Raw genomic sequence first — 23,781 nt, 5'->3', positions numbered from 1 at the left:
GGGGGGACTGCCTCGCACCTTACTGGAATGTCAGGCCCTCAGCGGTGTTGAGCCCGACGCCCGGGACACCCTAGGCTGCCCGCCGCCCAGCCCTTAGAGGGGACATGAACACGGACATCCGCGCGCTCACGGAACGCGTGCAGCAGGAAAGCAGCTTCGTCGAAGTCCTCAACCAGGAGACCGGGAAGGTCATCGTCGGGCAGCGGTACATGCTCGAGCGCATCCTCATCGGCCTGCTGTGCAACGGCCACGTGCTGTTGGAGGGCGTGCCGGGCCTCGCGAAGACGCTCACCGTTCGCACGGTGGCTGACTCGCTCAGCGCCACCTTCATGCGTGTCCAGTTCACCCCGGATCTGCTGCCCGCGGACCTGGTGGGCACGATGATCTACAACCAGCAGACGGCCGCGTTCACCGTCCGCAAGGGGCCCATCTTCGCGAACATCGTCCTGGCGGACGAAATCAACCGCGCGCCCGCCAAGGTGCAGTCCGCGCTGCTGGAGGCCATGGCCGAGCGCCAGGTCACCATCGGCGACCAGACCTTCGGGCTGCCCTCGCCCTTCCTCGTCCTGGCCACCCAGAACCCCATCGAGCAGGAGGGCACCTATCCTCTGCCCGAGGCGCAGGTCGACCGCTTCATGCTGAAGGTGAAGGTCGGCTACCCCACGCGCGACGAGGAGAAGGTCATCATGGACCGCATGTCCGGGGGCGCATCGCCTCGGGCGCAGCGGGTCATCTCGCTGGAGCACCTGGTCCGCGCGCGCGAGCTCGTCCACGCCATCTACATGGACGAGAAGGTCAAGGACTACATCCTCAACGTGGTGTTCGCCACGCGCGAGCCCAACCGCTACGGCCTCAAGGACCTGGCGGACTACATCCAGTTCGGTGCGTCGCCTCGCGCCACCATCGCGCTGGCCCAGGCCGCGCGCGCGCACGCGTTCCTGCGCCACCGTGGCTTCGTGACGCCCGAGGACGTGAAGGCCATCGCGTTCGACGTGCTCCGCCACCGCGTCGCGCTGACGTACGAAGCCGAGGCCGAGGAGCTCACTCCCGAGAAGATCATCCAGCGCGTGTTCGACCGTGTCGAAGTTCCGTGACGCCCTGACCCGCCGGCCGCACCTTCCCCGAGCGCCCCGTGCTTCCCAAGGACCTCATCCGCCGCATCCGCAAGCTGGAGCTTCGCACCCGCAAGGTGGTGTCGGACATGCTCGCGGGTCAGTACCACTCGGTCTTCAAGGGCCGGGGCATGGCCTTCTCCGAGGTGCGGCAGTACCAGCCCGGCGATGAGATCCGCGTCATCGACTGGAACGTCACCGCGAGGATGAACGAGGCCTACGTCAAGGTCTTCACCGAGGAGCGCGAGCTGACGGTGATGCTCTTGGTGGACGTGTCGGCCTCGAATGAGTTCGGCTCGAAGGACCGCACCAAGGCGGAGGTCACCGCGGAGGTGGCCGCGCAGATCGCCTTCAGCGCCATCGCGAACAACGACCGGGTGGGGCTCATCCTCTTCTCGGACCGGGTGGAGAAGGTCGTGCCGCCGCGCAAGGGCCGCACGCACGTGCTGCGGTTGGTGAGCGACATCCTCACGTTCCGCCCCGAGGGCAAGGGCACGGACCTGTCGGCGGGGCTGTCGTACCTGCGGCGCGTGGCGAAGCGAAAGGCCGTCACCTTCCTCGTGTCCGACTTCCTGGCCAAGGGCTACGAGAAGCCGCTGCGCCTCGTGGGCCGCAAGCACGACCTCGTCCCCGTCGTCATCGAGGACCCGCTGGAGCAGGCCTTTCCGCGCCGAGGCCTCGTGGAGATGGAGGACCCCGAGTCGGGTGAGCGCTTCGTCGTGGATACCTCGGATCCGGGCGTGCGGGGTCGCTTCGCGCGCGCCATGCAGGCCGCTCGCGACGAGCGCCGGCAGCTGTTCAAGAAGCTGGAGCTGGACCACGTGGAGCTGAAGGCAGGAGACGACCACGGCAAGGCGCTCGTGCAGTTCTTCCGCGCGAGGGCACGAAGGATGGCGGCATGACCCGGCTCTTCCTCGTCCTCGCGCTGTTGCTCGTCACCGCGCCTGTCGCGCGTGCCGCGCCCGCGGGTGCGCCCACGGTGGAGGCCGTCGAACCCTCGGGCATGTCGTTGAAGCTGGAGCCCGAGGAGGTGCGCATCGGCGAGCCGTTCACGTACACCGTGACGCTCACACACCCGCGCGATCACCGCTATGAACTGGTGGCGCCGCAAGGTGACAGTCCCTTCGAGGTGCTCGGGCAGATGCGCGAGCGCCAGGACGGCTCGGCATCGGCGACCACCACGTTCAGCCTGAAGATGTCCGCCTTCGAGCTGGGCTCGCAGAAGCTGCCGGACCTGTCCTTCGAGGTGGCCACGCCCGAGGGGCCGCGCACCTTCGCGGCGCCCGGCAAGATGATCCAGGTCACCGCCACGCTGCCGCCGGATGCGAACCAGCAAGGCTCCAACCTGTTCGACTTCAAGCCGCCCACCGAGGTGCCCATCCGCTCGTGGACGCTCCTGTTCGTGCTGGCGGGGCTCGTGGCCGCGGGACTCCTGGGCTGGGCGCTGGTGCGCTGGTGGCGCAACCGTCCGAAGCGCGTGACGCAGGCCCCTCCGCAGCCGCTGGACGTGCGCGTGCGCCGCTCCCTGGACCTGCTGCGCGGCGAGGGCCTGCCCGAGCGCGGCCAGGTGAAGGAGTTCTACTTCCGCTTGTCGGAGATCCTCCGCGGCTACCTGGGTGAGCGCTACGGGTTCGAGGCGCTGGAGTGCACGTCCTCGGAGCTGATGGCCTCGCTGCGCCGCAAGTCCACCCCGGGCCTGCCGGAGGACGCGCTGATGCGCTTCATCTCCGAGTCCGACCTGGTGAAGTACGCGCGAGCGGAGGCCACGCCGGACACCTGCCGTGGCGCGCTCGCGTTCGGCTACGAGCTGCTGGACAAGACGTACGTTCCACCCCCGCCCCCCTCCCAGACCGCCGATGCTGCCGGACCTCGCGTTCAATAACCCGGAGGTACTCCCGGCCCTGCTGCTGGTGCCGCTGCTGCTGCTCGCGGCGCTCTGGGAGCGCCGCCGCCGCGCCACGCTGCGCTTCTCCGCCGCGCATGTCTTCGCGCGCGGGGGCAAGGGCCTGCGCACGTACCTGTTGCCGCTGCTGCCCGTGCTGCGCGTGGCGGCGGTGGCCGCGGCCGTGCTCGCCATCGCCCGGCCTCAATCGCGCGACTCGCGCGTGCGCGACCTGAGCGTGGAGGGCATCGACATCGTCGTTGCGTTGGACTTGTCCACGTCCATGGAGGCCGGCGACTTCCGTCCGCAGAACCGCCTGCACGTCGCGAAGGAGGTGCTCGGCGAGTTCATCTCCAGCCGCGTGAATGACCGCATGGGCCTGGTGGTGTTCGCGGGCGCGGCCTACACGCAGGCGCCGCTCACGCTGGACTACGGCGTGCTGAAGGAAGTGCTCAAGCAGCTGCGCACGCGCGTGCTGGAGGACGGCACCGCCATCGGTGACGCCATCGCGACGTCGCTCAACCGCCTGCGAGACTCCGAAGCGAAGAGCCGCGTGGTGGTGCTCATCACCGACGGTGACAACAACGCGGGGAAGATTTCGCCCCTGGACGCGGCGGCCATGGCCAAGTCGCTCCACGTGCCCATCTACACCATCCTCGTGGGCAAGGGCGGCAAGGTGCCGTTCCCTGGCGGCACGGACCTCTTCGGCAACACGGTGTGGCGCGAGACGGAGATCCCCATCAACCCCGAGCTGCTCCAGGACATCTCGGACCGCACGGGCGGCGAGTACTACCGCGCCACCGACCCCGAGGGCCTCAAGCGCGGACTCCAGCAGGTGCTCGATTCGCTGGAGCGCTCGAAGCTGATGGAGGGGGGCGCGAGCGCGACGTACCGCGAGGACTTCCATCCGTTCTTGTTGCTCGCGTTCGGGCTCGCCGCGCTGGAGCTGCTGTTGCGCTCCACCTTCCTGAAGGTGTTCCCGTGACCCCCGTTGGACCCTGGCACTTCACGTTGCTTGGCTATCAGGCGGGGCTGGCGCAGCCGCTCTTCCTCGGCCTGTGTCTGGTGGGCCTGCTGTTGGGCGCGCTCGCGCTCGTCGCGGCGCTGCGGCGGCGCTCGCGCCTGGGAGTCCTCATCAACGAGCGGCACGCGGAGCGACTCGCGCCGGGCGTCTCGGTGTGGCGTCCCGCGGCGCAGGGCGGGTTGTACGGCCTGGGGCTGATGCTGTTCGGCCTCGCGCTCGCGCAACCGCAGTGCGGCTCGAAGAGCGAGCTGACCAAGCGCCGCGGCATCGACGTGGTGGTGGCGCTGGATGCCTCCAAGTCCATGCTCGCGCGCGACGTGCAGCCGAGCCGCCTGGACCGGGCGCGCCTGGAGCTGAGCACGCTGTTGGATGAGCTGAAGGGCGACCGCGTGGGGCTGGTGGTGTTCGCCGGCGATGCCTTCATCCAGTCGCCGCTGACGTCGGACTACTCGGCGGTGAAGCTGTTCCTGCGCGCGGTGGACCCGGAGATGATGCCCCAGGGCGGCACCAACGTGGGCGCGGCGCTGAAGCTGTGCAAGCAGGTGCTCGACAACGCGGACCGTGGCGCCAAGGAGCGCGTCGTGGTGCTGCTGTCGGACGGCGAGGACCTGATGGGCGAGGTCGCCGAGGCCACCGAGGCCCTGAAGGAATCCAACGTGCAGGTGCTGGCCGTGGGCGTGGGCTCTGAGTCCGGAGAGCCCATCCCCGTCTATGACCGGCGGGGCGAGTTCGTGGACTACAAGAAGGACTCCAACGGCGAGACGGTCATCACGCGGTTGGACCGCGCGGGTCTGACGGCCATCGCCGAGGCGTCCGGTGGCGCCTTCTTCTATCAACCTCGCGGCGTGGCGATGGGGCAGGTGGTGGAGCGCATCGACCAGATGCAGAAGAGCGAGCTGGAGAGCCGGGTGACCGTTCGTTACGACGAGCGCTTTCAGACCTTCGCCATCCCGGGGCTCGTGCTGCTGGTGATGGGCATGCTGCTCATTCCGTCGCGCCGGAGGGCCTCGTGAGCGACCGGCGGATGCGCAAGGGGCCCGCGCGCGCCTGGGCCTGGACCGTGGCGGGACTCCTGGGCTTGCCGGGGCACGCCTGGGCCGCGGGACCGCTGGAGAAGGACCACCCGCTGGTGCGGCGCGGACGCGAGGCCTACGACGCCGGGCGCTACGAGGACGCCCTGCGCGACTTCGAGTCCGCGCGGCAGGAGCGCCCCAATGACCCGGCGGTCGAGTTCAATCGCGCGGACGCGCTGGCCAAGCTGGGCCGCGTGGCCGAGGCGAAGGAGGCCTTCACGCAGGTGGCGCAGTCGGCCAAGCGCCCCGACCTGGCGGAGCAGAGCTGGTACAACCTGGGCAACCTCGCGGCCTCGACGGGAGACCGGAAGGAAGCGCTGCGTGCGTATCGCCGCGCGCTGACCTTGGATCCGCAGGACCAGCAGGCTCGGCACAACTACGAGGTGGTGCTGCGCAACCTTCCGCCCCCGCAGTCGCAGCAGCCAGATGGGGGTGTTGATGGTGGACAGGACGGCGGGCAGGACGGCGGCCGTCCGGATGCGGGCGAGGATGGGGGCGTGAAGGGCGATGGTGGTGCGCCCGTGGATGGTGGTACCGACGGCGGACCGGACGGGGGCGCGGACGGCGGCGATGGCGGCAGCGATGGGGGCCAGGGAGACGGCGGCGCGGATGGGGGTCAGCAGGGCCCGGGGAACGGTGATGGCGGCTCGGATGGTGGATCCGACGGAGGCCAAGGGGATGGCGAGGGCGACTCGCGCGATGGCGGCGCGGATGGCGGCAGCCCTCAGGAGCAGGATGAGGCGGAGGACTCGCACCGGGATGGCGGGACACCCGCCTCGGATGTCGACCGGCAAGAGGCCGAGCGCTTGCTGGATGCGATGAAGCAGAACGAGAAGAATCTCCAGCTCTGGCGTTTCCAGCAGAAGAAGAAGCCGAGGAAGCCCAATGAGAAGGACTGGTAGCGGCCGCGCGGCGTGGTTCGCCGTGCTTGCCCTGCTCGCCACGGCGCCAGCATGGGCGGATGACATCGAGTTCTACCAGACGGCGGACCGCACCGAGGTCGGCACCGAGGACGCCTTCCACCTCACGGTGGTGGTGGTGAACGCCCCGGCCAACGCGCAGGTGCGACTGCCGCAGTCGGAAGACTTCGAGGTGTTGTCCAACTCACGCAGCAGCCAGCGCTCCATCTCACTGTCGGGAGGTGGCCCCGCCGTCATCCAGGATGTGACGCGCCACATGCTCGTCCTGCGCCCGAACCGCGCGGGCTCGCTCACCATCCCGCCCGCCATCCTGAACGTGGGCGGGCGACAGATGAAGACCGAACCGGTGCGCGTCACCGTGAAGGAGGGCCACGCTTCCCAGGGCTCCGCACAGGGGAGCGCGCGTCCCGCGCTGCCGGACCCCTTCCGGAACATGCCGTCCACCGCGAACGACACGTTGGGGGAGGACGAGGAGGCGGACGAGCCCGTCATCCCGCGGGGCGATTCGGACCTGTTCCTGCGCTCCACGTTGGACCGGGACGACGTGTACGTGGGGGAGCAGGTGACGCTGTCGCTCTACGTCTACTCGCGTGTGGACCTGTCCTCAGTGGACTCCGTCACCATGCCCAAGCTGGAGGGCTTCTGGTCCGAGGCGGTGGAGAACCCCACGCAGTTGTCGAGCGACCAGAAGATTGTCGACGGCATTCCGTACCGTACCTATCTGCTGCGTCGCTCCGCGCTGTTCCCGGTGAAGCCGGGCGCGCTGACCATCTCGGCGGCGGAGGCGGACATCACCACGGGCTTCCTCTTCGCGGGCCATCGCGTGCACCGCATCGCCAACGCGTTGAAGGTGAAGGTGCGGCCACTCCCCGCGGGCGCTCCTCCGGGGATGTCCAACGCGAACGTGGGCAACTGGCGGCTGTCGCTGGACGTGTCCAACACGCGCGTGGAACTGGGCCAGCCTGTCACCGTGAAGGTGGTCCTGGAGGGGACGGGCAACGTCAAGAACATCACCCCGCCCAAGCTGACGGGCCCGGCCTCGTTGAAGGTCTATGACCCGACGACGACCGACAAGCTCACGCCCAGCCGCAACCGCATCCAGGGCCGCCGCGTCGTCGAGTACCTGGTGATGCCGCAACGCACGGGCGCCTTCACCTTGCCCGCGCTCGAGTTCCCGTACTTCGACCCGAGCACGCGCCGCTACGAGGTCGCGCGCACGGAGCCGGTGACGCTCAACGTGGAGGCGGGGGCCGGGGGCTCCACCTCGCTGGGCACGCAGACGCCGCGGCTGAATGACTCGGCCAGCGAGCAGAAGAACGTGCTCACCTCGGGCGGCATCCGGCCCGTGCGTTATCAAGCGCGCTTCGAGGCGCCCGCGACGCCGGTGTGGCAGCGTCCCTTCTTCGCGACCGCGGTGCTCGCGCCCCTGGGGTTGCTCGCCGGTGTGGCGCTCATGGGGGGCGTGCGGGGACGGCTGGCCACGCGCACCGAGGCAGGGAAGGGCAAGCAGCAGGCGCGCGCCGCACGCAAGCGTCTGGCCGCGGCGGAGAAGCTGCGAGCGGGCAAGGACGCGGGCGCCTTCTACGTGGAAGTGGAGAAGGGACTGCTGGGCTTCCTGGACGCGCAAGTGGGCGCGCCGTTGGGTGGGCTGACGCGCGACGCGCTCGGTGAGCGACTGGCCGCGGCGGGCGTGGACGCCGAGCGGCGCGCGCGTGTGCAGTTCGTGCTGGAGGCCTGCGACATGGGCCGCTACGGCGGCGGCGTGGAGCCGGCGGAGCGCCAGAAGGTTCTGGAGGCCGCCGCCGCGGTCATGGAGGGCTGGGGGCGATGAGCACCGAGACGACCCAGGGCTACTACTCGCCCGACGAGGCACAGGCGCTCTTCCAGCAGGCCAACGAGGCCTATGCCCGCGAGGACTACACGGCCGCGCGGGAGGGCTACGACAAGCTGCTGGCGCATGGTTTCGGCGGCCCGGACGTCCTCTACAACCTGGGCACCACGCATCTGGCGCACGGCGACCTGGGCCGCGCGGTGCTGTCGCTGGAGCGCGCGAGGAAGCAGGGAGGAAAGGCGCCGGACCTCGAGTCGAACCTCGCGCTGGCCCGTGCGCGTCAGGTGGACAAGGTGGTGGGCGCCACGGCGGATGAGCCCTTCCTGTCTCGCGTGACGGCCGCGACTGACGGCGCGATGGTGTCGTGGGTCTTCCTGGGCGCGTGGCTGGTGGGGTTCGCGCTGGTGCTCGCGCGGCGCGCGTGGCCCTGGGCGCGTGGCACGGTCACCGCGGTGCTGGCGGGCCTGTGCCTGACCGCGGCGGTGCCCGCCGGTGCGCTGCTTGCCGCGCATGTCTGGGTCCACCAGAACGTGCACGAAGCCGTGATTGTGTCACCCACGGTCGCCGCGCGAGAGCTGCCGCGTGATGGTGCGCGCTCGCTGTTCGAGGTCCATGCGGGCCTCAAGGTGCAGACGTTGGACGAGTCCGGACGCTTCGTGCGCATCCGCCTTCCCAACGGCCTGGAGGGCTGGGCCGAGCGCGACGGCGTGGCGGATATCTGACCCACTCCCGCGCGCCTCCGCGTGCCGCGACGTACGGGCGTGTGTGAGAAACAGGAGGGTGTCTGGCGACACCCCTGCGTGAGACACCGCCGCGCGCGGAATCTCCGCGGGGTGTCGTGAGTACTTCGCTACAGAACGGGCGGGGGTTGCTGGTGCGAGTGGTGCTGGCGGGGCTATACCCCGCCCCCGCGCGCAAATCGGCGCCACAGAGCCTGGCGAGGCTCCCGCATTCGAGTGAGGCCCGAGGGTCGATTCCGAGGAACGATGGCCGTCAACGCTCAGGCACCTTTCCACATCCTGCTCGTCGAGGACGAACCCGTCATCCGCGAGCTCGTCCGCTCCATGTTGAGCGATGGCGCCGTGGACGTGGTGTGCGCTGCGAATGGGTTGGAGGGCTTGAAGCTCGCGAAGAGTCAGCCCTTCCACCTCATCTTGATGGACGTGGTGCTACCGCAACTCGATGGCGTTTCGGTCTGCCGCATCCTGAAGAGCGATCCGTCCACGGCGGGCGTGCCGCTCTACATGCTGACCGCGAAGGCGAAGAAGTCGGATGTGGAGAGCGCCACGGCCGCGGGCGCGGATGGCTACATCCACAAGCCCTTCCGAGGCGCGGAGTTGATGGCGCTGGTGGAGCGGCTGCGCACGCGGATGGCTGCGTCGAGCTGACCGCTCGCGTTCCGCTCAGGGCAGGCGCGGGTGAAGGAAGCGCGCCAGGGCGATGAGGTCGTCCCAGTCCAGGGGACCGAACTCCAGGGCCACGCCATCCACCTCGCGCCGGCGAATCTCGCACGTGGTGACGAGCTCTCGGTCACCCGGCAGGGGCAAGGCGATGGTGAGCGTGTGCTGCGTCTCCGCCGCGTGGGCGAGCAGGAACAGGCCGGCCATGGACACGTCACGCGCCTGAGCCGACACGGTGCGCCCGGAGAGGAGCACCTTGACGGGGAGATTGGCCTCGACGCGAGGGTGGAAGCGTTCGGCCGTGCTGGGTGCACCAGGGGAGGTCATCACCGGGTCTCTCTCCTTCGCGAGCGACAGGGTGCGACAACTCTGGAGCAGCTCGGGCGGGAGGCAAGTTTTCGAGCAGTCCTTGCTCCGTCCACGTGGGCGGACGCCTTCTCCGAGGTGAGAGCGGCGCGTCTCGTCGCCGCAGGTGGTTCCGCCTGTCATTCCCACGGCTTGGCGGCTGGCATGCCCATTGGATTGAGCCCGCGGCGACCCATCGCCGGAGACATCCCTTGGACTCAACCCATGCACTTCCCTCGCTGACCATCACCCAGACCGTTGCTCGGCAGACGCCGCGAAGTGAGTTCGGTCCCACCCTCGCGCGAGCCGCGCGCGAAGTCGTCCGCACGGGGGCGGGGCTCGTGGGCGGGATGATTCCGGGGGGCCCCATCACGAGCGCGGCCATCTCCAGTGTGAGTTCGGTCGTGGCCTCAGGTGTCGCCTCGTCCGTGGGGTCGACGACGGTGCCGGTGAAGGGCGGCGCGAGTGTGGGGGGCAGCGGCGCGGGACAGGGCGATGCGTGGGACCTGATGGAGGCCCAGAAGCTCATGAACGCGGAGGGCCAGAAGTTCAACATGGCCTACCTCCAGCTCCAGAACGAGATGCAGCAGGAGAGCCGCGAGCACAACGCCATCTCCAACATCATGAAGGTCCGCCACGACTCCGCGAAGGCGGCCATCAACAACATCCGCTGAGGCACCCATGGGCATCGACAAGCTGGGGCCCGCGGGAACTGGGGCCGCGGGAGTCTCGCCGAGAGCGTCGTTTCGGGACGCGCTGGACGGTGCGCGGGAGGTGCCGAGGAGCCCGGGACCCTCACGCGCCTCGGGACCGCGAGAGGGCGCGGTCGCCGCGGAGCCCGCGCGGAGTCCGTCACGCGTGGAAGACACGCGCAAGGCATGCGCCGTGGTGGAGGGCGCGAAGTCCAACACAGGAGTGGACTCGGTTCAGTCCGCGCGAGCACAGCATGTGGCTCAGGTGTTGGACGGCGTCGATCAGGCGCGCAAGCAATTGGACCACGTCCTGAGGCTGGCCGAGTCCGGCCGCACCTTCACCGCCACCGAGTTGCTGGGACTTCAAGCGCGAGTCTACCGCGCGAGTCAGGAACTCGATCTCGCGGGCAAGGTTGTCGAGAAGGCCACGAGCGGCGTCAAGCAAGTCCTCCAGACCCAGATTTGAGGAACTCCTCGCATGCGTTTCCTGTGTCGAGCCGCGCTGCTCCTGTTCTGTCTTCAGGGCATCTCGGCCTGTCGTGAGCAGATTCAACATGGTCTGGATGAGCGGCAGGCCAACTTGCTTCAGACGGTGCTCATCGAGCGAGGGCTCGATGCGCGCAAGGTCGCGGAAGGGGGCAAGAAGCCCTCCTGGTCCGTGGAGGTCGAGGACGAGCATGCCTCCGACGCCGTTCGCATCCTGGCCGAGCTGGGATTGCCGCGCCCGCCCGAGGAGTCGGGCTGTGACGTGTTCGGGGGCAGTGGACTGGTGCGCACGCCCACGGAGGAGCAGGTCTGTCGAACGCGGGTGATGGAGCGTGAGTTGGAGAAGACGCTGCAAACCGTGGACGGTGTCCTGCTGGCGCGAGTGCATCTGGTGTTGCCTGCGCCACCTCGCTCGGGTCAACCGGTGTCCGCGTCGAAGGCCGCGGCCATGCTGCGGGCCGAGCCTGGTCGCGCCGCGCATTTGCGCCAGTCCACCGAGTCCCTCAAGACGCTCCTCGCAGGTGGTGTGGAGGGCCTCTCGCCGGATGGGGTGTCCCTGCTCGTGGATGAAGTGACGACCCGAGTGATGCCGGTGGCGCATCCGCGAGCCTCTCCGGTGGCGCGCCTGCGGATTCTGCTCGCAATTCTTGGCGTGGTCCTCACCGTGTTGGCCGTGGCCTTGGTGCTGGTGACGCTGAAGTTGAGGCACCATCGGATGCGGAGCGAGCCAACCGCCTCCCCGCGCCCGGTGCTGACGCCGGTCACACCGCGCAAGGCCACATGAGGGCCTCCGCATGGATGTGACGCGAGCGGGTCGGGCCTCACGGCCCGTGAGGAAGACAGTGGCTGCTCCGGCTTCGGGGCAGGCGGAGCCGAAGACTGCTGACCCGTTGTTCCTCCCATTGGAGCGTTGCGTCCTGGTGATTCACGTGCTGGGGCGGGAACGCGCCTGGGAGTTACTGGACGGATTGGTCGCGGCGGAGGCCGAGCGGGCCAGGGGCTTGTTGACGGAGGTCGCCCAACTGCCTTCGGCGCGCCGTCAAGCGAGGCTCTCCCTGGCGTTCGGTGAGCGAGAAGACGCGGCGGACCGCCTGCGCGCGGTGATGGCCTCCGCCAGCGGCTGTCTACGGAAGGCGCTCTACCGGGCCCTGCCGCCGTATCACCGCAGCCTCTTTCCAGGTCAGGCGCTCGAGGCGTCATCCCCGGGCGACGCACCGGGAATGGAGGCGCTCGCGGCGCGACTCATTCGCGAGGCGACGCGCTGACCCGCGGAGCGTCCGACTCCGCGTACTCGGCATCCGTCTCGCGGATGCCTCTCTCTCGAAACCGCCTGATTCCACTCGCGACCGTGTTGGCCGTGCCCGTGCATTGCCGTGGCGCCCAAGTCCATGACGAATCCGCTTCGTGCCTCCTCTGCATCCCAGCGCAACGCGCGTCCGAGTTGGCTGGCCATGCGCAAGCTCACCCGCGCGCATCAAATCCTGTCTCAGCGCCCCGATGTGGCTGCATTCGGGGATGCCGCATTGCGTGTCGCGTGTGAGGCGCTGACGCGAGAGCTGGACGTCGAGGTCACCGCGGAGGCACGGGTGTTGGAATCGGCGCTCGTCCCAGCCACGGGGCTTGGGACCGGGAATGTCTTCGCGGTGCTGGAGCTGTCCGCGGTGGGCGGAGTGGCGGTGTTGGAGCTGGAGCCCGCGCTGGTGTTCTCCGCGCTGGGGAGGTTGGCGGGAGCGGGTCGTCGAGCTGTGCCGTTGGACTCCCTCACCCGCCTGGAGGAGTCCACGCTGGTGTTCCTCTTGCTCGCGGTTCTTTCGGCGACGCGAGCGCAGGGCTCGCTCCATGACTTGCTGGGGCCTCGGCTGCTGGCGGTGTCGACGCGCGGAGAGGCCGTGGTGGCGCGGATGGAATCGCGTCGGCGTCACGTAGGCATCGCGCTGCGTGTCCGGCTGGGAGACGTCGTGGGCGGTGCGCGCTTCGTGTTGCCGGCGCACTCGCTTCAGGTCGCGCTTCAAACCCTGCCACAGGGGCCTGGGCGGGAGCCTCTGCCGCAGTGGCTGTCGTTGGCGGTGCCCGCGCGATGCCGCGCGGGTCGGAGCCGGCTCTCCCCGGGCGCACTGGAGACCCTGCGAAGTGGTGACGTCATCGTCTTCGAAGGTGTGCACCGCGAGGCGGGCCACCTCCGAGGTCCCGGACGCCTCCTCACGTCGGGGTTCTTCCTGAGCGGTTCGTTCCAGTCGGATGGTTTCTCGTTGAACCGCGCTCATTCGGGCGCGTCACCCCAGGAGTTGGACATGGCCGCAGTCAGTGAGTCGAGCGAGGGAATGCCCCCGCTCCCCGTGGATGTGGAGATTGAGCTGGCCCGCGTGATGTTGCCGCTGACGGAGTTGATGGGGATGCGGCCGGGGGTCCTGGTTCCGCTGCACATCAACGCGAGTGACCCGGTGTTGCTGCGCGTGGGGGAGCGCGCGGTGGCGCGAGCGGAGTTGGTTGATATCGAGGGCGAGGTCGGTGCCCGCATCCTCGCGCTGCTGCCATGAGGTGGGACGTGCGTGAATGGATGGCATCGCTTCCAATTCGGACGCGGATGATGTGGGCGGTCGCGCTCATGCTGGGTCTGCTGGCTGCCGCACCCTTGGGTGGAGGCGTGTCAGCGGTGACGCTGGCGCGAGGGCTTCTGGGGGGCTCGCTGGTGGGGGCGCTGGGTTGGTGGTGGTGGCGGCGGCGCGCGATGGTGGGGCCTGGCGTGGTGCCCCCATCACGCATGACGGTGGTGTCGAGGGCAGGGTTGTCTCAGCGCTGTGGTCTGGCCTTGGTGGAGGTGGATGGGCGTGGCTATCTGGTGGTGCACGGGGAGTCCTTCGCGGAGATTCGCGAGACGAAGAAGCCGCGCCCCTTCACGCGGTCGCTGCCCCTCCTGTGGCGCTCGCGATACCGCCGTGGTTTCCCCAAGGTGGTGGCGTGATGGGGCGGTTGCTGACCGGACTGGCGCTGCTGTTGCCCACGGCCTCATTCGGGGCAGGCGCGTCACTGTCGCAGATGTCCTACGCGGGAAACCCCGTGGCGATGATGGGGTTGCTCGCGCTCATGTCGTTGCTGCCCTTCGCGGTCTTGATGCTGACGAGCTTCTCGAAGATCGCGGTGGTGTTGTCCCTGGCGCGCTCGGCGATGGGAACGCAGCAGGCACCGCCTACCTTGGTCCTGACAGGGCTGGCCGCGGTCCTGACAGGGCACATCATGGCGCCCGTTGCGGAGCGCATGTACGACGTGGGGCGGGCCGCTTATCGCGACGTGGACTCTGGCACTGAGGTCTTGGACACGGCGGCTCGGGTCACCGAGCCCCTGAGGGCCTTTCTGCTGAAGCATGGCAGCGCGGAGGAGCGTGCCCGCTTCGCGGACCTCGCGCGCGAGCTGCGGCCTCCCGAGGAGGCCTCTCACGTGAAGGAAGAAGACGCGTTCGTCATCATTCCAGCCTTCGTCATCACGGAGCTGAAGGAAGCCTTTGAGATTGGCTTCATTGTCTTCCTCCCCTTCCTTGTCTTGGACATGGTCATTGCCAATGTGCTCCTCGCCTTGGGGATGCAGACCCTGTCCCCCAGTCAGGTGAGTCTGCCCTTCAAGATTCTGCTTTTCGTCGCGGTGGACGGCTGGGCGTTGCTCTCGCGTGGACTCATCTTGGGGTATCGGTGACATGACCCAAGACATGCTCCTCACCCTGGGACGCGAGGCATTGCTGTTGATGGTGCTGGCCTCGTTGCCTCCGATTGGCGCGAGCTTGGTGGTGGGATTCGCGGCGAGCCTTTTTCAGGCCACGACGCAGATCCAGGAGAGCACGCTCTCGGTGGTTCCCAAACTGGGCGCGGCCGTGGTGGCGCTGGTCCTCGCGGGTCCGTGGATCGCGGCGCAGCTCGTTCGCTTCACCCAGCAGCTCCTGATGCTCATCGCGGAGGTGTCGCTGTGAGCCCCTCGATGTGGGACGAATCTCTGACGGAGCTGGCGCCACACCTCGTCGCGGTGGCGCTGTGTGCGTCACGGCTCATTCCCATCTCCTTTCTATGTCCACTGCTCGGAGGTCAGGCCGCCCCCACGTCCGTGAAGCTGGCCCTGGTGCTGGCGCTCTCGTTGTTCCTGCATGTCGAAGCAGGGGTGCGCTTGCCGCAGGTCGTTGAGACACCCTTCGAGTTGGGCGCGCTCGTGGTGCGGGAGTTCGTCATGGGCTCGGTGATGGGGTTGGTGGCCGCATTGCCGTTCGACTCTGCTCGGATGGCGGGGCGCATGGTCGATCTCGTCCGGGGAACATCCGCGGAAGCGAGCCTGCCTGTGGCGGGAAGTCGCGAGGCAGCCTCGGGAGAGGGGCTCTACAACCTGCTGCTTGCGCTCGTGGTGTCTGGGAGTGCCTTCCCGCTCGTGCTCTCCGGATTGATCCGAGGCTTTGGCGTCGTGCGGTTGGGCGCCTTCGTGCCGACGGAGGTGGTCGCCGTGCGGGTTGCGACCTGGGTCGGGGCGGCCATGACGACGGGGCTGGCGGTAGGTGCACCGGTTGCCGCTGCGGTGTTGGCGGTGGACTGTTTTCTCGGGATGGCCTCGCGCGTCGCGGCTCAGGTGGACTTGAAGGAGCTGGGGGCTCCGCTTCGAATCCTGGGCGGGGGAGCGGTTCTCTGGCTTGGTGTGGGCGTCATGTGCGAGCGGTTGCTTTCGGGCGTCATGGCGAGTGGAGCGGCACTGGCCTGGCTAGGGGAGAAGGCTCAGTGAGCGGGGAGAAGACGGAGCAGCCGACACCCCGACGACTGCGAGAAGCACGCCGCAAGGGGCAGGTCCCCCGCAGTCGGATGTTGTCCGCCACTGCGGTGACACTGGGTGGGCTCCTGGGTTTTCTGTCTCAGGCTCGCGATGGGGGCGCGGAGTTGATGTCTTGGACCGCTCGGCTCCTGTTGGAGCAGCGGGCAACGGATGTCGGGATGGAAGCCGTGAGGCTCGTCGTGAGCCTGAGCGGCCCCGCGCTAGGGGGCGCGCTGCTGGCCGCTCTCGGGGTCTCCGTGGCGACGGTGGGGTTCGAGGTGAATCCGGCGCATGTGCTCCCCACGCTGGAGCGAGTCCATCCCATCGCGGGATTCAAGCGGCTGTTCAGCGGGCGCACGGTGTTGGAAGTGGGCAAGGCATTGGGCGCAGCGGCCCTGGTCGCCTTCGTGGTCTGGCGTGAAGTCGCCTCGAGCGGGGCCGATGCGCTGCGGACCATCTGGAGTGACGGATTGGGGAGCGCGAGGTTCTTGGGAGAGTGTCTGTCGAGGCTGTGTCTCCGCCTGGCATGGATGCTGTTGGGATTGGGCTTACTCGACTACTTCCTGGCGCGATGGCGGCATCGTCGGGAGTTGATGATGTCGCGAGAGGAAGTGCGCCGGGAGCACAAGGAGAGTGAGGGAGATCCTCGCAACAAAGGGCAGCGCAGAGCCCTCCACCGTCAGCTTGCGCAGGGCGGCGCGGCACGTGGAGTGCAGAAGGCCACTGCCATGGTTATCAATCCCACGCATATCGCGGTCGCATTGCGCTACGACGCCGCGGAGTGTGACGCCCCATATCTCGTCGCGAAGGGCCGTGAATCCGAAGCCCTGGCCTTGCGCGCGGAAGCGCTTGAGTTGGGCATCCCCATCATCCGAGACGTTCCGCTGGCCCGGAGCCTGGTTCATTTCGACGTGGGGGAACCCATTCCCGAGGAGCTGTATCAGGCCGCCGCCGTGGTGCTTCGGACTGCGCTGGAGGTGAAGGACTCGGACACGCATCCGGCGAGGTGGACGCCATGATTCATCGCCTCGAGAGAGTGTGGGCGAGAACATCGCCGGACGCGCTGCTGGCGCTGGCCATGGCCGCGGTCTTGGGCGCACTCATCATTCCATTGCCGGCGTGGCTCTTGGATGTGGGGCTCGCGCTCAACCTCGCGGTGTCGGTGGCGCTGCTCGTTGCATCACTGTACGCGCGCGATGCCTTGAAGGTGACTGCCTTCCCCACGCTGCTGCTCTTCACCACATTGTTCCGCTTGTCCTTGAACGTGTCGTCCACGCGATTGGCGCTCGCGGAGGGACATGCGGGGGCCGTCATCCAGGCCTTTGGTGAGTTCGTGGTGCGCGGCGACTACGTCGTGGGCGCGGTGGTGTTCGCCATCTTGACGCTGGTGCAGTTGCTGGTGGTGACCAAGGGCGCGGAGCGTGTGGCGGAGGTCTCGGCTCGATTCACGCTGGACGCGATGCCAGGAAAGCAGATGTCCATCGATGCGGACCTGCGAGCAGGGGCCATCGACCAGGCCGCGGCGCGACGGAGGCGACGCGACCTGGAGCGCGAGTCGCAGATGTTCGGGGCCATGGATGGCGCCATGAAGTTCGTGAAGGGCGACGTCATCGCGGGGTTGGTCATCGTCGCAGTGAATCTCCTGGGGGGCACGCTCATCGGCATGTTCCAGGGAGGACTGTCCTTGGCGGACGCAGCCTCCACGTTCGCGCTCATCGCGATGGGCGACGGGCTTGTGTCCCAGATTCCCTCGTTGTGCATCGCGGTGGCGGCAGGCCTCGTCGTCACGCGTGTGGCTTCGGAGAATGAATCGGACTCGCTCGGAGCGGAGATTGGCTCGCAGTTCTTCGGACAGGCGAAGACGCTCTGGGTCGTAGCGGGGCTGTGCGGTGCGCTGGCCTGCATTCCTGGCATGCCCCATGGGACGTTCCTGTTCCTCGGTGGCGCGCTGGGCGCGCTGGGCCATGTGTTGCGGAAGCGCCAGGGCTCGAAGTCGAGCGAGGTCGAACGGTCCTCCGCGGGCAAGGCCCCGGGTGTGACAGCTCCGACGGGGGCAGAGACACCGACGACCGAGCGCGGTGGTGCGCCCGTGGGAGTCGCGCCGCTCACGTTGGACCTCGCTCCAGACCTGACACCCTTGGCCGAGGCGGATGGGGGGGCCTTCGTGCACCGGACGCTCAATGCCGTGCGCGATGCACTGTTCTTCGAACTGGGGGTTCGTGTCCCCGGCATTCGGGTGAGGACCCAGGCGTCCTATCTGGGGCCTGGGGAGTACCGCGTGTTGCTGGACGAAGTTCCCGCGGGCGCGGGCCAGGTCGCGGTGGGGGCGCTGTATGCCCTGGCTCAACCCGGCGAGGTGGCCTTCCTCGAGGTGAAGGCGGAGCCTGCTCAGGAGCCCGCCACCGGGCGAACCATTTGCAGGGTGTCGGAGGCGGCGCGCGCTCGGCTGGAGATGGCGCAGGTTCCCGTGCGACGCGCCGATGAGCTCATCTCAGACCATCTGCGTGGGGTACTGAGCGCGCGGGCCTCCGCGTTGCTCGGCCTCCAGGAAGTGCAGCACTTGCTGGAGGGGCTGGAGGCTCAGGCTCCGGTCCTGGTGAAGGAGGCCATGCAGAAGGTGCCGCTGCCGCTGCTGGTGGACGTGCTGCGGCGACTCGTTCAGGAGCAGGTGAGCATTCGGGACCTGCGGACCATCCTCGAAGCGCTCGTCTCTCCAACGACGGAAGGTGATGCCGCCGCGCTCGCGGAGCGGTGCCGGCAGGCGCTGCACCGCTACCTGAGCCACAAGTTCGCGCCTTCCGGCCCCCTGTATGCCTACCTTGTGGACCCCGAGGTCGAGGAGTCACTCCGGAACGGGGGGCCTCGCGGTCCCGCGCTCGCGCCGGAGCGTGCGGCGGAAATCCTGGAAGGGGTGCGCCGAATCTCCACCGGAGGCCGCGCCGTGTTGCTGACCGCGCCCGATGTCCGACGCTCCCTGCGCAAGCTGTGCGAGGGCGCCTTCCCCGAGGTGGCGGTGTTGACCTACGGCGAACTGGAGGGGAGTCTGCAAATCCGCCCGGTTGGCCGACTCACCGCGGTGTCCGCGGGAGCCTGAAGACCGACGGCAAAGCCCTTCGGTCAGAGGGTGCCGGTTCCGCTGCCCTTGCTCTCGGACGGGGACGGCAGGTCCGTCTGGGCCTGCTGGGGGGCGGGGCGGTTGACCCGGTCTCGGAGCTCCTTGCCGGTGCGGAAGAGCAGGCCCCGCTTGGGCTTCACCGGGATGACCACACCCGTCTTCGGGTTGCGGCCCTGGTATCCCTGGTAGTTCTTCACATGGAAGGCGCCGAGACCGCGAATTTCAATGTTCTCACCACGGCAGAGGGCGTCCTTCATGGACTCGAAGATCGTCTCGATGGTGGCCTCAGCCTGCTTCTGGGTCACGCCTCGCTTGCCAACGAGGATGTTGATCAGATCGGACTTGAGCATCGGACGCTCCCGCAAACCCGGTGACCCCTTCGCAACAGGGCGCTCTGGCCCGTGGTCGAATCCAGAAAACATAACAGAACCCCTCCGTCATGCAAGCCGACGAGGCTTCCAACCACTCAGAAACGTTACGGATTTCGACCACCGGCCGCGACTCGAGGAGTGGATGCCGGGGGCTCCTCCCTCGTGTCGGGTCCGGGTCCTGCGAGCAGATCGACCCAGCGGGTGCGCCGCAACAAGTCGATGCCCGCGCAGTCAGCTGACTGAAAGAGCGGTTCGAGCTGCTCGAAGCCCGGGGCCTTCGGTCCTGTCCAGGTATCCGGCCCACCGGTGATCATCACGCCATGGACCGCCAGGGTCGTGTCCGCCAGGGTCAGCTCGGCGGGGTCCTTGGCGGGGAGCAGGCCCCCTCGGCGCGCGTGCTCCAGCAGTCCGCCTTCGACCATCCGGTCGACGACCTCGTGGACGAGGGATTCGGGGACGCGAATGCGGGTCGCGAGTTCGCGGGGTGATGGTGGGGTCCGTCCTTCCACCCAGCAGAGCGTGGCTTCCTGGGCGACTCGGGCGGCGACCAACTCGTTGGCGCGAGGGTGGCTCCCGAACGCGAACAAGGAATCGCGAAAGGACGTGTGCTCCACGGCATAGGCCAGCCGCGCGCCGAACAGCAGCAGCAGCCAGCTCACATGGACCCACGCGAGGAACAGGGGCAGGGCGCCCAGCGAGCCGTAGAGGGGGTTGTAGTGGAAGCTGCGCACGGCAAACTCGGCGTAGACCTGCTTGGCCAACATCCACCCCAGGCCCGCGACCAGTCCCCCCGAAAGCGCCGAGCGCACACGGACATGCGCGTACGGCGTCCAGTAGTAGAGCAAGGTGAGGCTGACGATGGCCGTCAGCGTGGTGCCGATGCCAATGAAGACAAAGGCATACGGCATGTTGGTCTGCAGGAAGGAGCGCACCGCGCCCGTCCCGGAGATCGACACCGCGAGGAAGAATGGGCCCAGCAGCAGCAGCCCCGCGTAGATGAGCAGCCGCGCCATCAGTGGCCGCTGACGGCGGATGCCCCACAGCTCGTTCACGGCGCCATCGAGTTGGCGCAGCAGCGAACCCGCAGAGAGCAACACGGCGAGGAAGCCCATGCTGCCGACCGCGATGGTGCTGCTCGGGTGCAAGAACCGGTCGAGGAACGCCGCGGACTCCTCGCGCACACCCGGCGCGAGCAGCTCGAAGATGACGAAGCGCAAGCGCTTCTGGAAGTTCTCCTGGTGGAAGGCCCGGAGAAGCACCAGTCCCACCGTCAGCAGCGGCACCAGCGAGAACATGCTGACGTAGGTGAGCGCCGCGGCTCGGAGGCGGAGGTTCTCTCCCATGAACCCCCGGGCCACCGTGCGCGCCGCGAAGAAGGTGTCCGCCGCGAACTGGCCCAGCGTCGTCGCGCCTACAGGTGCCCACAGGCGAGCCGCCCGCGCGAGCAGCCAATCCCGTACCGCCTTCGCATGAGAGGGGGAACCCGAGGCCACGGTCATCCTCACTCGCACCAGCCCGCACGGGCAGATGCCCGGGCGGAAAAGCGGCCCGCAGGGACGGGGGGGCGCCGCGAGGGGGATGGAGAGGGCCGGGCCATGCGAGTCGGGCGGTCCAGGCTAGCCAAACCTGGGGCGCCCGGGCCAGCCCACTCCGTGCGCTGTTCTGCCACAGGGTCACGCATCGCACGGACCCAACGGCGCCGCGTGTCCGCGCTGGAGGGCAACGCCGAGGCTGTTCTCCGCGAGGCCAGACGCGAAGTCTCTCACCCGCCAGGGGTTCCACTGAGGCTCAGCGGTGGGCTGGTGGCCCTTGGGCACGGCGCCGGTCGGTGGCTCATGGCCAACGTCGACCGGCGCCCCATGACTGCTTCGTGCGCTAAGGCGAGGCACTTGGGACGATGGAGGTCCCAAGGCGGTGCTGCGTCACTGCGTGAAGCCATGGGACCTCCGTCCCATGGCCTCACGGTGCGCGTCAGGCCGCGCCGCCGCCCGAGGGCTCCGAGCTGCCTCCCCCAGTCGAGGACGGCGGAGTCCCGCCGGAGTTGTCTCCGCCGCTCCCGCTGTTCGGGGGCGTCTGCCGCGCGGCGTGCTCACCGCCCCGCTCGCCGCGGTCACCTCGCTCGCCGCGCTCACCTCGGTGTTCGCCGCCGCCGCGCCGCTCGCGGTCACCGCCGCGCTCGCGGTCGCCGCCGCTGCGCTCGCGGTCGCCGCCGCGGTTCCGCTCACCGCCGCCCGAGCCTCCACCGCGCTCAGGACGCCGCCCCTCGCGCCGGTCCCCACCGCCGCCTCCGCCACCCCCGCCCCCGGAGCGCTCACGGTCACGGTCACGGCCGCCGCGGCGGTTCTGGTCCTGGCGGCCGTAGTTGCTGTCAGGCCGGCGCTGCTGCATGGCCAGCTCGCCATCTCCCGAGCCGGGAGACGAGGCCACCTTGTGCTCGGGGCCCGTCGCTGAGCGGCCGTAGATGTCGTACTGCTCGCGGTGGTAGTTCTGCTGCGCCTTGACCTGGATGGACTTGTTGTAGCGGTCCATCAGGTGGCGCAGCTCGTTGCGCTCCTCACCCTGGAGCAGCCGAGCCACCTCGGCATTGCAGTTGATGACGAGCGTCGAGTCCTTGTAGCCCGGCGCCTCGCGGCGAATCTCGCGGAAGATTTCGTACGCCACCGTGGTGGCCGTCTTCACGAAGCCCTTGCCGTCGCAGTACGGACAGTCCTCGTGCAGCACGCGGCCGATGGACTCGCGCACGCGCTTGCGCGTCATCTCCACGAGGCCCAGCTCGGAGATGCGCAGGACGTTCGTCTTCGCCTTGTCGCGTCCCAGCGCTTCCTGCAACGACTTGAAGACCTTGTCGCGGTTCTGCGCCTTCTCCATGTCGATGAAGTCGCAGATGATGATGCCGCCGATGTTGCGCAGCCGGAGCTGGTAGACGATCTCCTTGGCCGCCTCGACGTTGATCTTGGTGATGGTCTCCTCGAGGCTCTTCTTGCCGACGTAGCGGCCCGAGTTGACGTCGATGGCGGTGAGCGCCTCGGCCTGGTCGATGATGAGGTAGCCGCCGCTCTTCAGCCACACCTTGCGCTGGGTGGCGCGCTGCAGCTCCTGCTCGATGCCGTACGCGTCGAAGACGGGCTCATCCCCGTCGTGCAGGACGACGCGGTCCCTCAGGGCAGGGTCCTGTGCGGTGACGAAGCCCTGGATGCGCTCGTACTCCTCCGGGTCGTCGACGACGAGCTTCTCCACGTCGTGGGCGAACAGGTCGCGCGTGGCGCGCAGGATGAGGTCCAGGTCCGGGTGCAGCAGGCCCGGGCCACCGCGCTTCTCGTTGCGGCGCACGACCTGGTTCCACACCTCGATGAGGAACCGGATGTCGCTCTCCAGCTTCTCCTGGGGAACGTTCTCCGCCACGGTGCGGACGATGAAGCCCGTCCCGGGTGGGCGCAGCCGATCCACAATCTCCCGCAGGCGCCGGCGCTCCTTCTCATTGGAGATGCGGCGGCTGATGCCCACATGGTCCACCGTGGGCATGAACACCAGATGGCGGCCCGGGATGGAGATGTGCGAGGTGAGGCGCGCGCCCTTCGTGCCGATGGGGTCCTTGGAGATCTGAACCACGACCTCCTGCCCGACCTTCAGCAGGTCCTCGATCTTGTCCGTCCGGCGCTGCTTGGGCTTCTCCTTCTCGTCCTCGCGCTTGTCGCGGCGCTGGCCCTCGGCCGGGCGGCGACCCTTGTCCTTCTCACGGGCCTCGCGGGCGCGGGGCTCGCGGGCCTCGCGGGGGGCGCGGCGCTCTCCGGACACGTCCGCCGGACGGGCCACGACGGCCTCGCCCTCGGGCGCGGGGATGATGTCGCCCAGCGCGGCGGCGGAGGGAGGTGGGGCCTCAGGGGAGGCCAGCGCCACCACGGCGCTGTCATCCGTGCCCGTCGCCATCGGCGCGGCTTCGGCCGGCGGGAGGACGGCCGCGTCGGTGGAGACCGCCTCCAGCACCGCGACCGCGACGGACTCGGTGGCGGCGGGGGCCTCGGGGCTCGCCTCGGCCGCGACGACCGCTCCCTCGGCGGGAACGACCACGACGGCCGCATCCTCCGTGGGGATGATCGCGGGCGACGTGGCCGCCAGCTCCACCACGGTGTCGCGAGGCAGCGCCTCGGTCAGCGGGGCGTTCACCTCGGGGCCCGCGGCCAGCGCCTGGGCCTCGGCTTCGACCTCGGCGGCGTGCGGTCCGGGCTCGTGGACGGCGGCTTCGGCGGCTGCCTCGGCGGCATCCGCTTCCATCTCGGTGGGGACCTCGGGCGCGTCTTCGTGCTCGCCCTCGGTCAGTTCGAACTGAGCGCGGGCGAAGTCAGGGTCATAGACGACGTCGCTGACATACAGGAACGCGGCCTTCTCCAGACCGATGTCCACGAAGGCCGCCTGCATGCCGGGGAGCACCCGGACGACGCGACCCTTGTAGATGTTCCCGACGACTCCCTTGTCCTTCTTACGCTCGAGATAGAACTCCGCGATGTGTCCGTTCTCGACGAGCGCCACCCGGGTCTCGCGACCCGCGGCGTTGATGACGAGGACACTGCTCATGGATGAATCCTGGACGCGCGCGCGGTAGGGCGGACCACACCGGACGGGGGGCGGCGGGGGGCCACACCTCCGAGCACGCTGCGAGGGGAGAGGCGGTTCCAGGCCCTCCAGTGAAGCCGTACACCCCGGAGTCTCCGGGGGGGACCTGCATCGCTGGGGTGAGGGCCAAGGGGACCACCGCC

The 23,781-nt window shown here is 68.7% G+C and carries 24 protein-coding genes; 20 read left to right on the top strand and 4 right to left on the bottom strand.

The features are described 5' to 3' along the window. Positions 1-104: 104 nt before the first annotated feature. The 9 genes from KRR26_RS27075 to KRR26_RS27035 all read left to right on the top strand — a co-directional run bounded on the left by KRR26_RS27075 (position 105) and on the right by KRR26_RS27035 (position 9,230). Positions 105-1,094, top strand: a complete 990-nt coding sequence (locus tag KRR26_RS27075; RefSeq protein ID WP_120202584.1) for an AAA family ATPase — start codon at positions 105-107, stop codon at positions 1,092-1,094. Between the two features lie 38 nt (positions 1,095-1,132). Further along, positions 1,133-2,014, top strand: coding sequence for a DUF58 domain-containing protein (locus KRR26_RS27070; RefSeq protein ID WP_120202582.1), 882 nt, complete (start codon positions 1,133-1,135; stop codon positions 2,012-2,014). Next, positions 2,011-2,994, top strand: coding sequence for a BatD family protein (locus tag KRR26_RS27065; protein ID WP_120202580.1), 984 nt, complete (start codon positions 2,011-2,013; stop codon positions 2,992-2,994). Before KRR26_RS27070 ends, KRR26_RS27065 begins: the two co-directional genes overlap by 4 nt. Further along, positions 2,969-3,979: a vWA domain-containing protein gene (locus KRR26_RS27060; protein WP_120202578.1), complete on the top strand. Its 1,011-nt coding sequence runs from the start codon at positions 2,969-2,971 to the stop codon at positions 3,977-3,979. Before KRR26_RS27065 ends, KRR26_RS27060 begins: the two co-directional genes overlap by 26 nt. Next, a complete protein-coding gene (locus tag KRR26_RS27055) occupies positions 3,976-5,031 on the top strand; it encodes a VWA domain-containing protein (protein WP_217081209.1) in 1,056 nt (351 codons plus the stop codon). Before KRR26_RS27060 ends, KRR26_RS27055 begins: the two co-directional genes overlap by 4 nt. A gap of 11 nt (positions 5,032-5,042) precedes the next feature. After that, on the top strand, positions 5,043-5,993 hold the full coding sequence (locus KRR26_RS27050; protein WP_120202574.1) for a tetratricopeptide repeat protein: 951 nt from the start codon (positions 5,043-5,045) through the stop codon (positions 5,991-5,993). Further along, entirely contained in the window at positions 5,977-7,842 is a 1,866-nt protein-coding gene (locus KRR26_RS27045) for a BatD family protein (protein WP_120202572.1), read from the top strand. The genes KRR26_RS27050 and KRR26_RS27045 overlap by 17 nt, the downstream gene beginning before the upstream one ends. Next, positions 7,839-8,564 (top strand): SH3 domain-containing protein, encoded by a 726-nt coding sequence (locus tag KRR26_RS27040; RefSeq protein WP_217081208.1) that lies wholly within the window; start codon positions 7,839-7,841, stop codon positions 8,562-8,564. The genes KRR26_RS27045 and KRR26_RS27040 overlap by 4 nt, the downstream gene beginning before the upstream one ends. A gap of 264 nt (positions 8,565-8,828) precedes the next feature. Further along, a complete protein-coding gene (locus KRR26_RS27035) occupies positions 8,829-9,230 on the top strand; it encodes a response regulator (RefSeq protein WP_120202568.1) in 402 nt (133 codons plus the stop codon). Between the two features lie 15 nt (positions 9,231-9,245). Here KRR26_RS27035 and KRR26_RS27030 read toward each other — a convergent pair whose 3' ends face one another. Next, positions 9,246-9,569, bottom strand: a complete 324-nt coding sequence (locus KRR26_RS27030; RefSeq protein ID WP_120202566.1) for a PilZ domain-containing protein — start codon at positions 9,567-9,569, stop codon at positions 9,246-9,248. Between the two features lie 230 nt (positions 9,570-9,799). Here KRR26_RS27030 and KRR26_RS27025 point away from each other — a divergent pair, with 230 nt between their 5' ends. From KRR26_RS27025 to KRR26_RS26975, 11 genes are all read left to right on the top strand, one after another. Continuing rightward, positions 9,800-10,261: a hypothetical protein gene (locus KRR26_RS27025; RefSeq protein ID WP_120202564.1), complete on the top strand. Its 462-nt coding sequence runs from the start codon at positions 9,800-9,802 to the stop codon at positions 10,259-10,261. 184 nt (positions 10,262-10,445) lie between these two features. After that, positions 10,446-10,745, top strand: coding sequence for a type III secretion apparatus protein (locus tag KRR26_RS37705; RefSeq protein ID WP_321202745.1), 300 nt, complete (start codon positions 10,446-10,448; stop codon positions 10,743-10,745). A gap of 12 nt (positions 10,746-10,757) precedes the next feature. Then, positions 10,758-11,549, top strand: a complete 792-nt coding sequence (locus KRR26_RS27015) for a flagellar M-ring protein FliF (protein WP_217081206.1) — start codon at positions 10,758-10,760, stop codon at positions 11,547-11,549. 136 nt (positions 11,550-11,685) lie between these two features. Then, positions 11,686-12,030, top strand: coding sequence for a hypothetical protein (locus tag KRR26_RS27010; RefSeq protein ID WP_328707221.1), 345 nt, complete (start codon positions 11,686-11,688; stop codon positions 12,028-12,030). A 186-nt stretch (positions 12,031-12,216) separates the two neighbouring features. Continuing rightward, positions 12,217-13,302, top strand: coding sequence for a FliM/FliN family flagellar motor switch protein (locus KRR26_RS27005; protein WP_236069229.1), 1,086 nt, complete (start codon positions 12,217-12,219; stop codon positions 13,300-13,302). Positions 13,303-13,322: 20 nt separating this feature from the next. Further along, positions 13,323-13,727 (top strand): hypothetical protein, encoded by a 405-nt coding sequence (locus tag KRR26_RS27000; RefSeq protein WP_217081203.1) that lies wholly within the window; start codon positions 13,323-13,325, stop codon positions 13,725-13,727. After that, complete coding sequence (gene sctR / locus KRR26_RS26995; protein ID WP_217081202.1) at positions 13,727-14,452, top strand: type III secretion system export apparatus subunit SctR; 726 nt, start codon at positions 13,727-13,729, stop codon at positions 14,450-14,452. The genes KRR26_RS27000 and sctR overlap by 1 nt, the downstream gene beginning before the upstream one ends. Before the next feature lies 1 nt (position 14,453). Next, positions 14,454-14,723, top strand: a complete 270-nt coding sequence (locus KRR26_RS26990; RefSeq protein ID WP_120202552.1) for a flagellar biosynthetic protein FliQ — start codon at positions 14,454-14,456, stop codon at positions 14,721-14,723. Between the two features lie 8 nt (positions 14,724-14,731). Next, complete coding sequence (locus tag KRR26_RS26985; RefSeq protein ID WP_217081201.1) at positions 14,732-15,514, top strand: EscT/YscT/HrcT family type III secretion system export apparatus protein; 783 nt, start codon at positions 14,732-14,734, stop codon at positions 15,512-15,514. Beyond that, on the top strand, positions 15,511-16,560 hold the full coding sequence (locus KRR26_RS26980) for an EscU/YscU/HrcU family type III secretion system export apparatus switch protein (protein ID WP_217081200.1): 1,050 nt from the start codon (positions 15,511-15,513) through the stop codon (positions 16,558-16,560). The genes KRR26_RS26985 and KRR26_RS26980 overlap by 4 nt, the downstream gene beginning before the upstream one ends. Next, positions 16,557-18,635, top strand: coding sequence for a flagellar biosynthesis protein FlhA (locus KRR26_RS26975; RefSeq protein WP_217081199.1), 2,079 nt, complete (start codon positions 16,557-16,559; stop codon positions 18,633-18,635). The genes KRR26_RS26980 and KRR26_RS26975 overlap by 4 nt, the downstream gene beginning before the upstream one ends. 23 nt (positions 18,636-18,658) lie before the next feature. Here the strand turns inward: KRR26_RS26975 and KRR26_RS26970 are convergent, their stop codons facing one another. The 3 genes from KRR26_RS26970 to KRR26_RS26960 form a co-directional block, all read right to left on the bottom strand. Beyond that, positions 18,659-19,006 (bottom strand): HU family DNA-binding protein, encoded by a 348-nt coding sequence (locus tag KRR26_RS26970; protein ID WP_120202548.1) that lies wholly within the window; start codon positions 19,004-19,006, stop codon positions 18,659-18,661. A gap of 125 nt (positions 19,007-19,131) precedes the next feature. Further along, positions 19,132-20,520 carry a YihY/virulence factor BrkB family protein gene (locus tag KRR26_RS26965; protein WP_233576650.1) on the bottom strand — a complete coding sequence of 463 codons (1,389 nt, stop codon included), beginning with the start codon at positions 20,518-20,520 and terminating at the stop codon, positions 19,132-19,134. Positions 20,521-20,998: 478 nt separating this feature from the next. Continuing rightward, the gene (locus tag KRR26_RS26960; RefSeq protein ID WP_217081198.1) at positions 20,999-23,599 is read right to left on the bottom strand and encodes an Rne/Rng family ribonuclease; all 2,601 of its coding nucleotides are present in this window, start codon (positions 23,597-23,599) and stop codon (positions 20,999-21,001) included. Between the last annotated feature and the right edge of the window lie 182 nt (positions 23,600-23,781).

It is taken from the genome of Citreicoccus inhibens (assembly GCF_019039035.1).
Taxonomy (GTDB): domain Bacteria; phylum Myxococcota; class Myxococcia; order Myxococcales; family Myxococcaceae; genus Citreicoccus; species Citreicoccus inhibens.
Note: the sequence above shows the minus strand (reverse complement) of the source record. Positions and strands in the feature narration are given on the sequence as shown.

Bases quoted from the DNA above. Each gene is read 5' to 3' on its own strand.
- KRR26_RS27075 (WP_120202584.1), top strand. From the start codon at position 105: ATGAACACGGACATCCGCGCGCTCACGGAACGCGTGCAGCAGGAAAGC.
- KRR26_RS27065 (WP_120202580.1), top strand. From the start codon at position 2,011: ATGACCCGGCTCTTCCTCGTCCTCGCGCTGTTGCTCGTCACCGCGCCT.
- KRR26_RS27060 (WP_120202578.1), top strand. From the start codon at position 2,969: ATGCTGCCGGACCTCGCGTTCAATAACCCGGAGGTACTCCCGGCCCTG.
- KRR26_RS27050 (WP_120202574.1), top strand. From the start codon at position 5,043: ATGCGCAAGGGGCCCGCGCGCGCCTGGGCCTGGACCGTGGCGGGACTC.
- KRR26_RS27045 (WP_120202572.1), top strand. From the start codon at position 5,977: ATGAGAAGGACTGGTAGCGGCCGCGCGGCGTGGTTCGCCGTGCTTGCC.
- KRR26_RS27040 (WP_217081208.1), top strand. From the start codon at position 7,839: ATGAGCACCGAGACGACCCAGGGCTACTACTCGCCCGACGAGGCACAG.
- KRR26_RS27035 (WP_120202568.1), top strand. From the start codon at position 8,829: ATGGCCGTCAACGCTCAGGCACCTTTCCACATCCTGCTCGTCGAGGAC.
- KRR26_RS27030 (WP_120202566.1), bottom strand. From the start codon at position 9,569: ATGACCTCCCCTGGTGCACCCAGCACGGCCGAACGCTTCCACCCTCGC.
- KRR26_RS27015 (WP_217081206.1), top strand. From the start codon at position 10,758: ATGCGTTTCCTGTGTCGAGCCGCGCTGCTCCTGTTCTGTCTTCAGGGC.
- KRR26_RS27005 (WP_236069229.1), top strand. From the start codon at position 12,217: ATGCGCAAGCTCACCCGCGCGCATCAAATCCTGTCTCAGCGCCCCGAT.
- KRR26_RS27000 (WP_217081203.1), top strand. From the start codon at position 13,323: ATGGCATCGCTTCCAATTCGGACGCGGATGATGTGGGCGGTCGCGCTC.
- sctR (WP_217081202.1), top strand. From the start codon at position 13,727: ATGGGGCGGTTGCTGACCGGACTGGCGCTGCTGTTGCCCACGGCCTCA.
- KRR26_RS26990 (WP_120202552.1), top strand. From the start codon at position 14,454: ATGACCCAAGACATGCTCCTCACCCTGGGACGCGAGGCATTGCTGTTG.
- KRR26_RS26985 (WP_217081201.1), top strand. From the start codon at position 14,732: ATGTGGGACGAATCTCTGACGGAGCTGGCGCCACACCTCGTCGCGGTG.
- KRR26_RS26975 (WP_217081199.1), top strand. From the start codon at position 16,557: ATGATTCATCGCCTCGAGAGAGTGTGGGCGAGAACATCGCCGGACGCG.
- KRR26_RS26970 (WP_120202548.1), bottom strand. From the start codon at position 19,006: ATGCTCAAGTCCGATCTGATCAACATCCTCGTTGGCAAGCGAGGCGTG.
- KRR26_RS26960 (WP_217081198.1), bottom strand. From the start codon at position 23,599: ATGAGCAGTGTCCTCGTCATCAACGCCGCGGGTCGCGAGACCCGGGTG.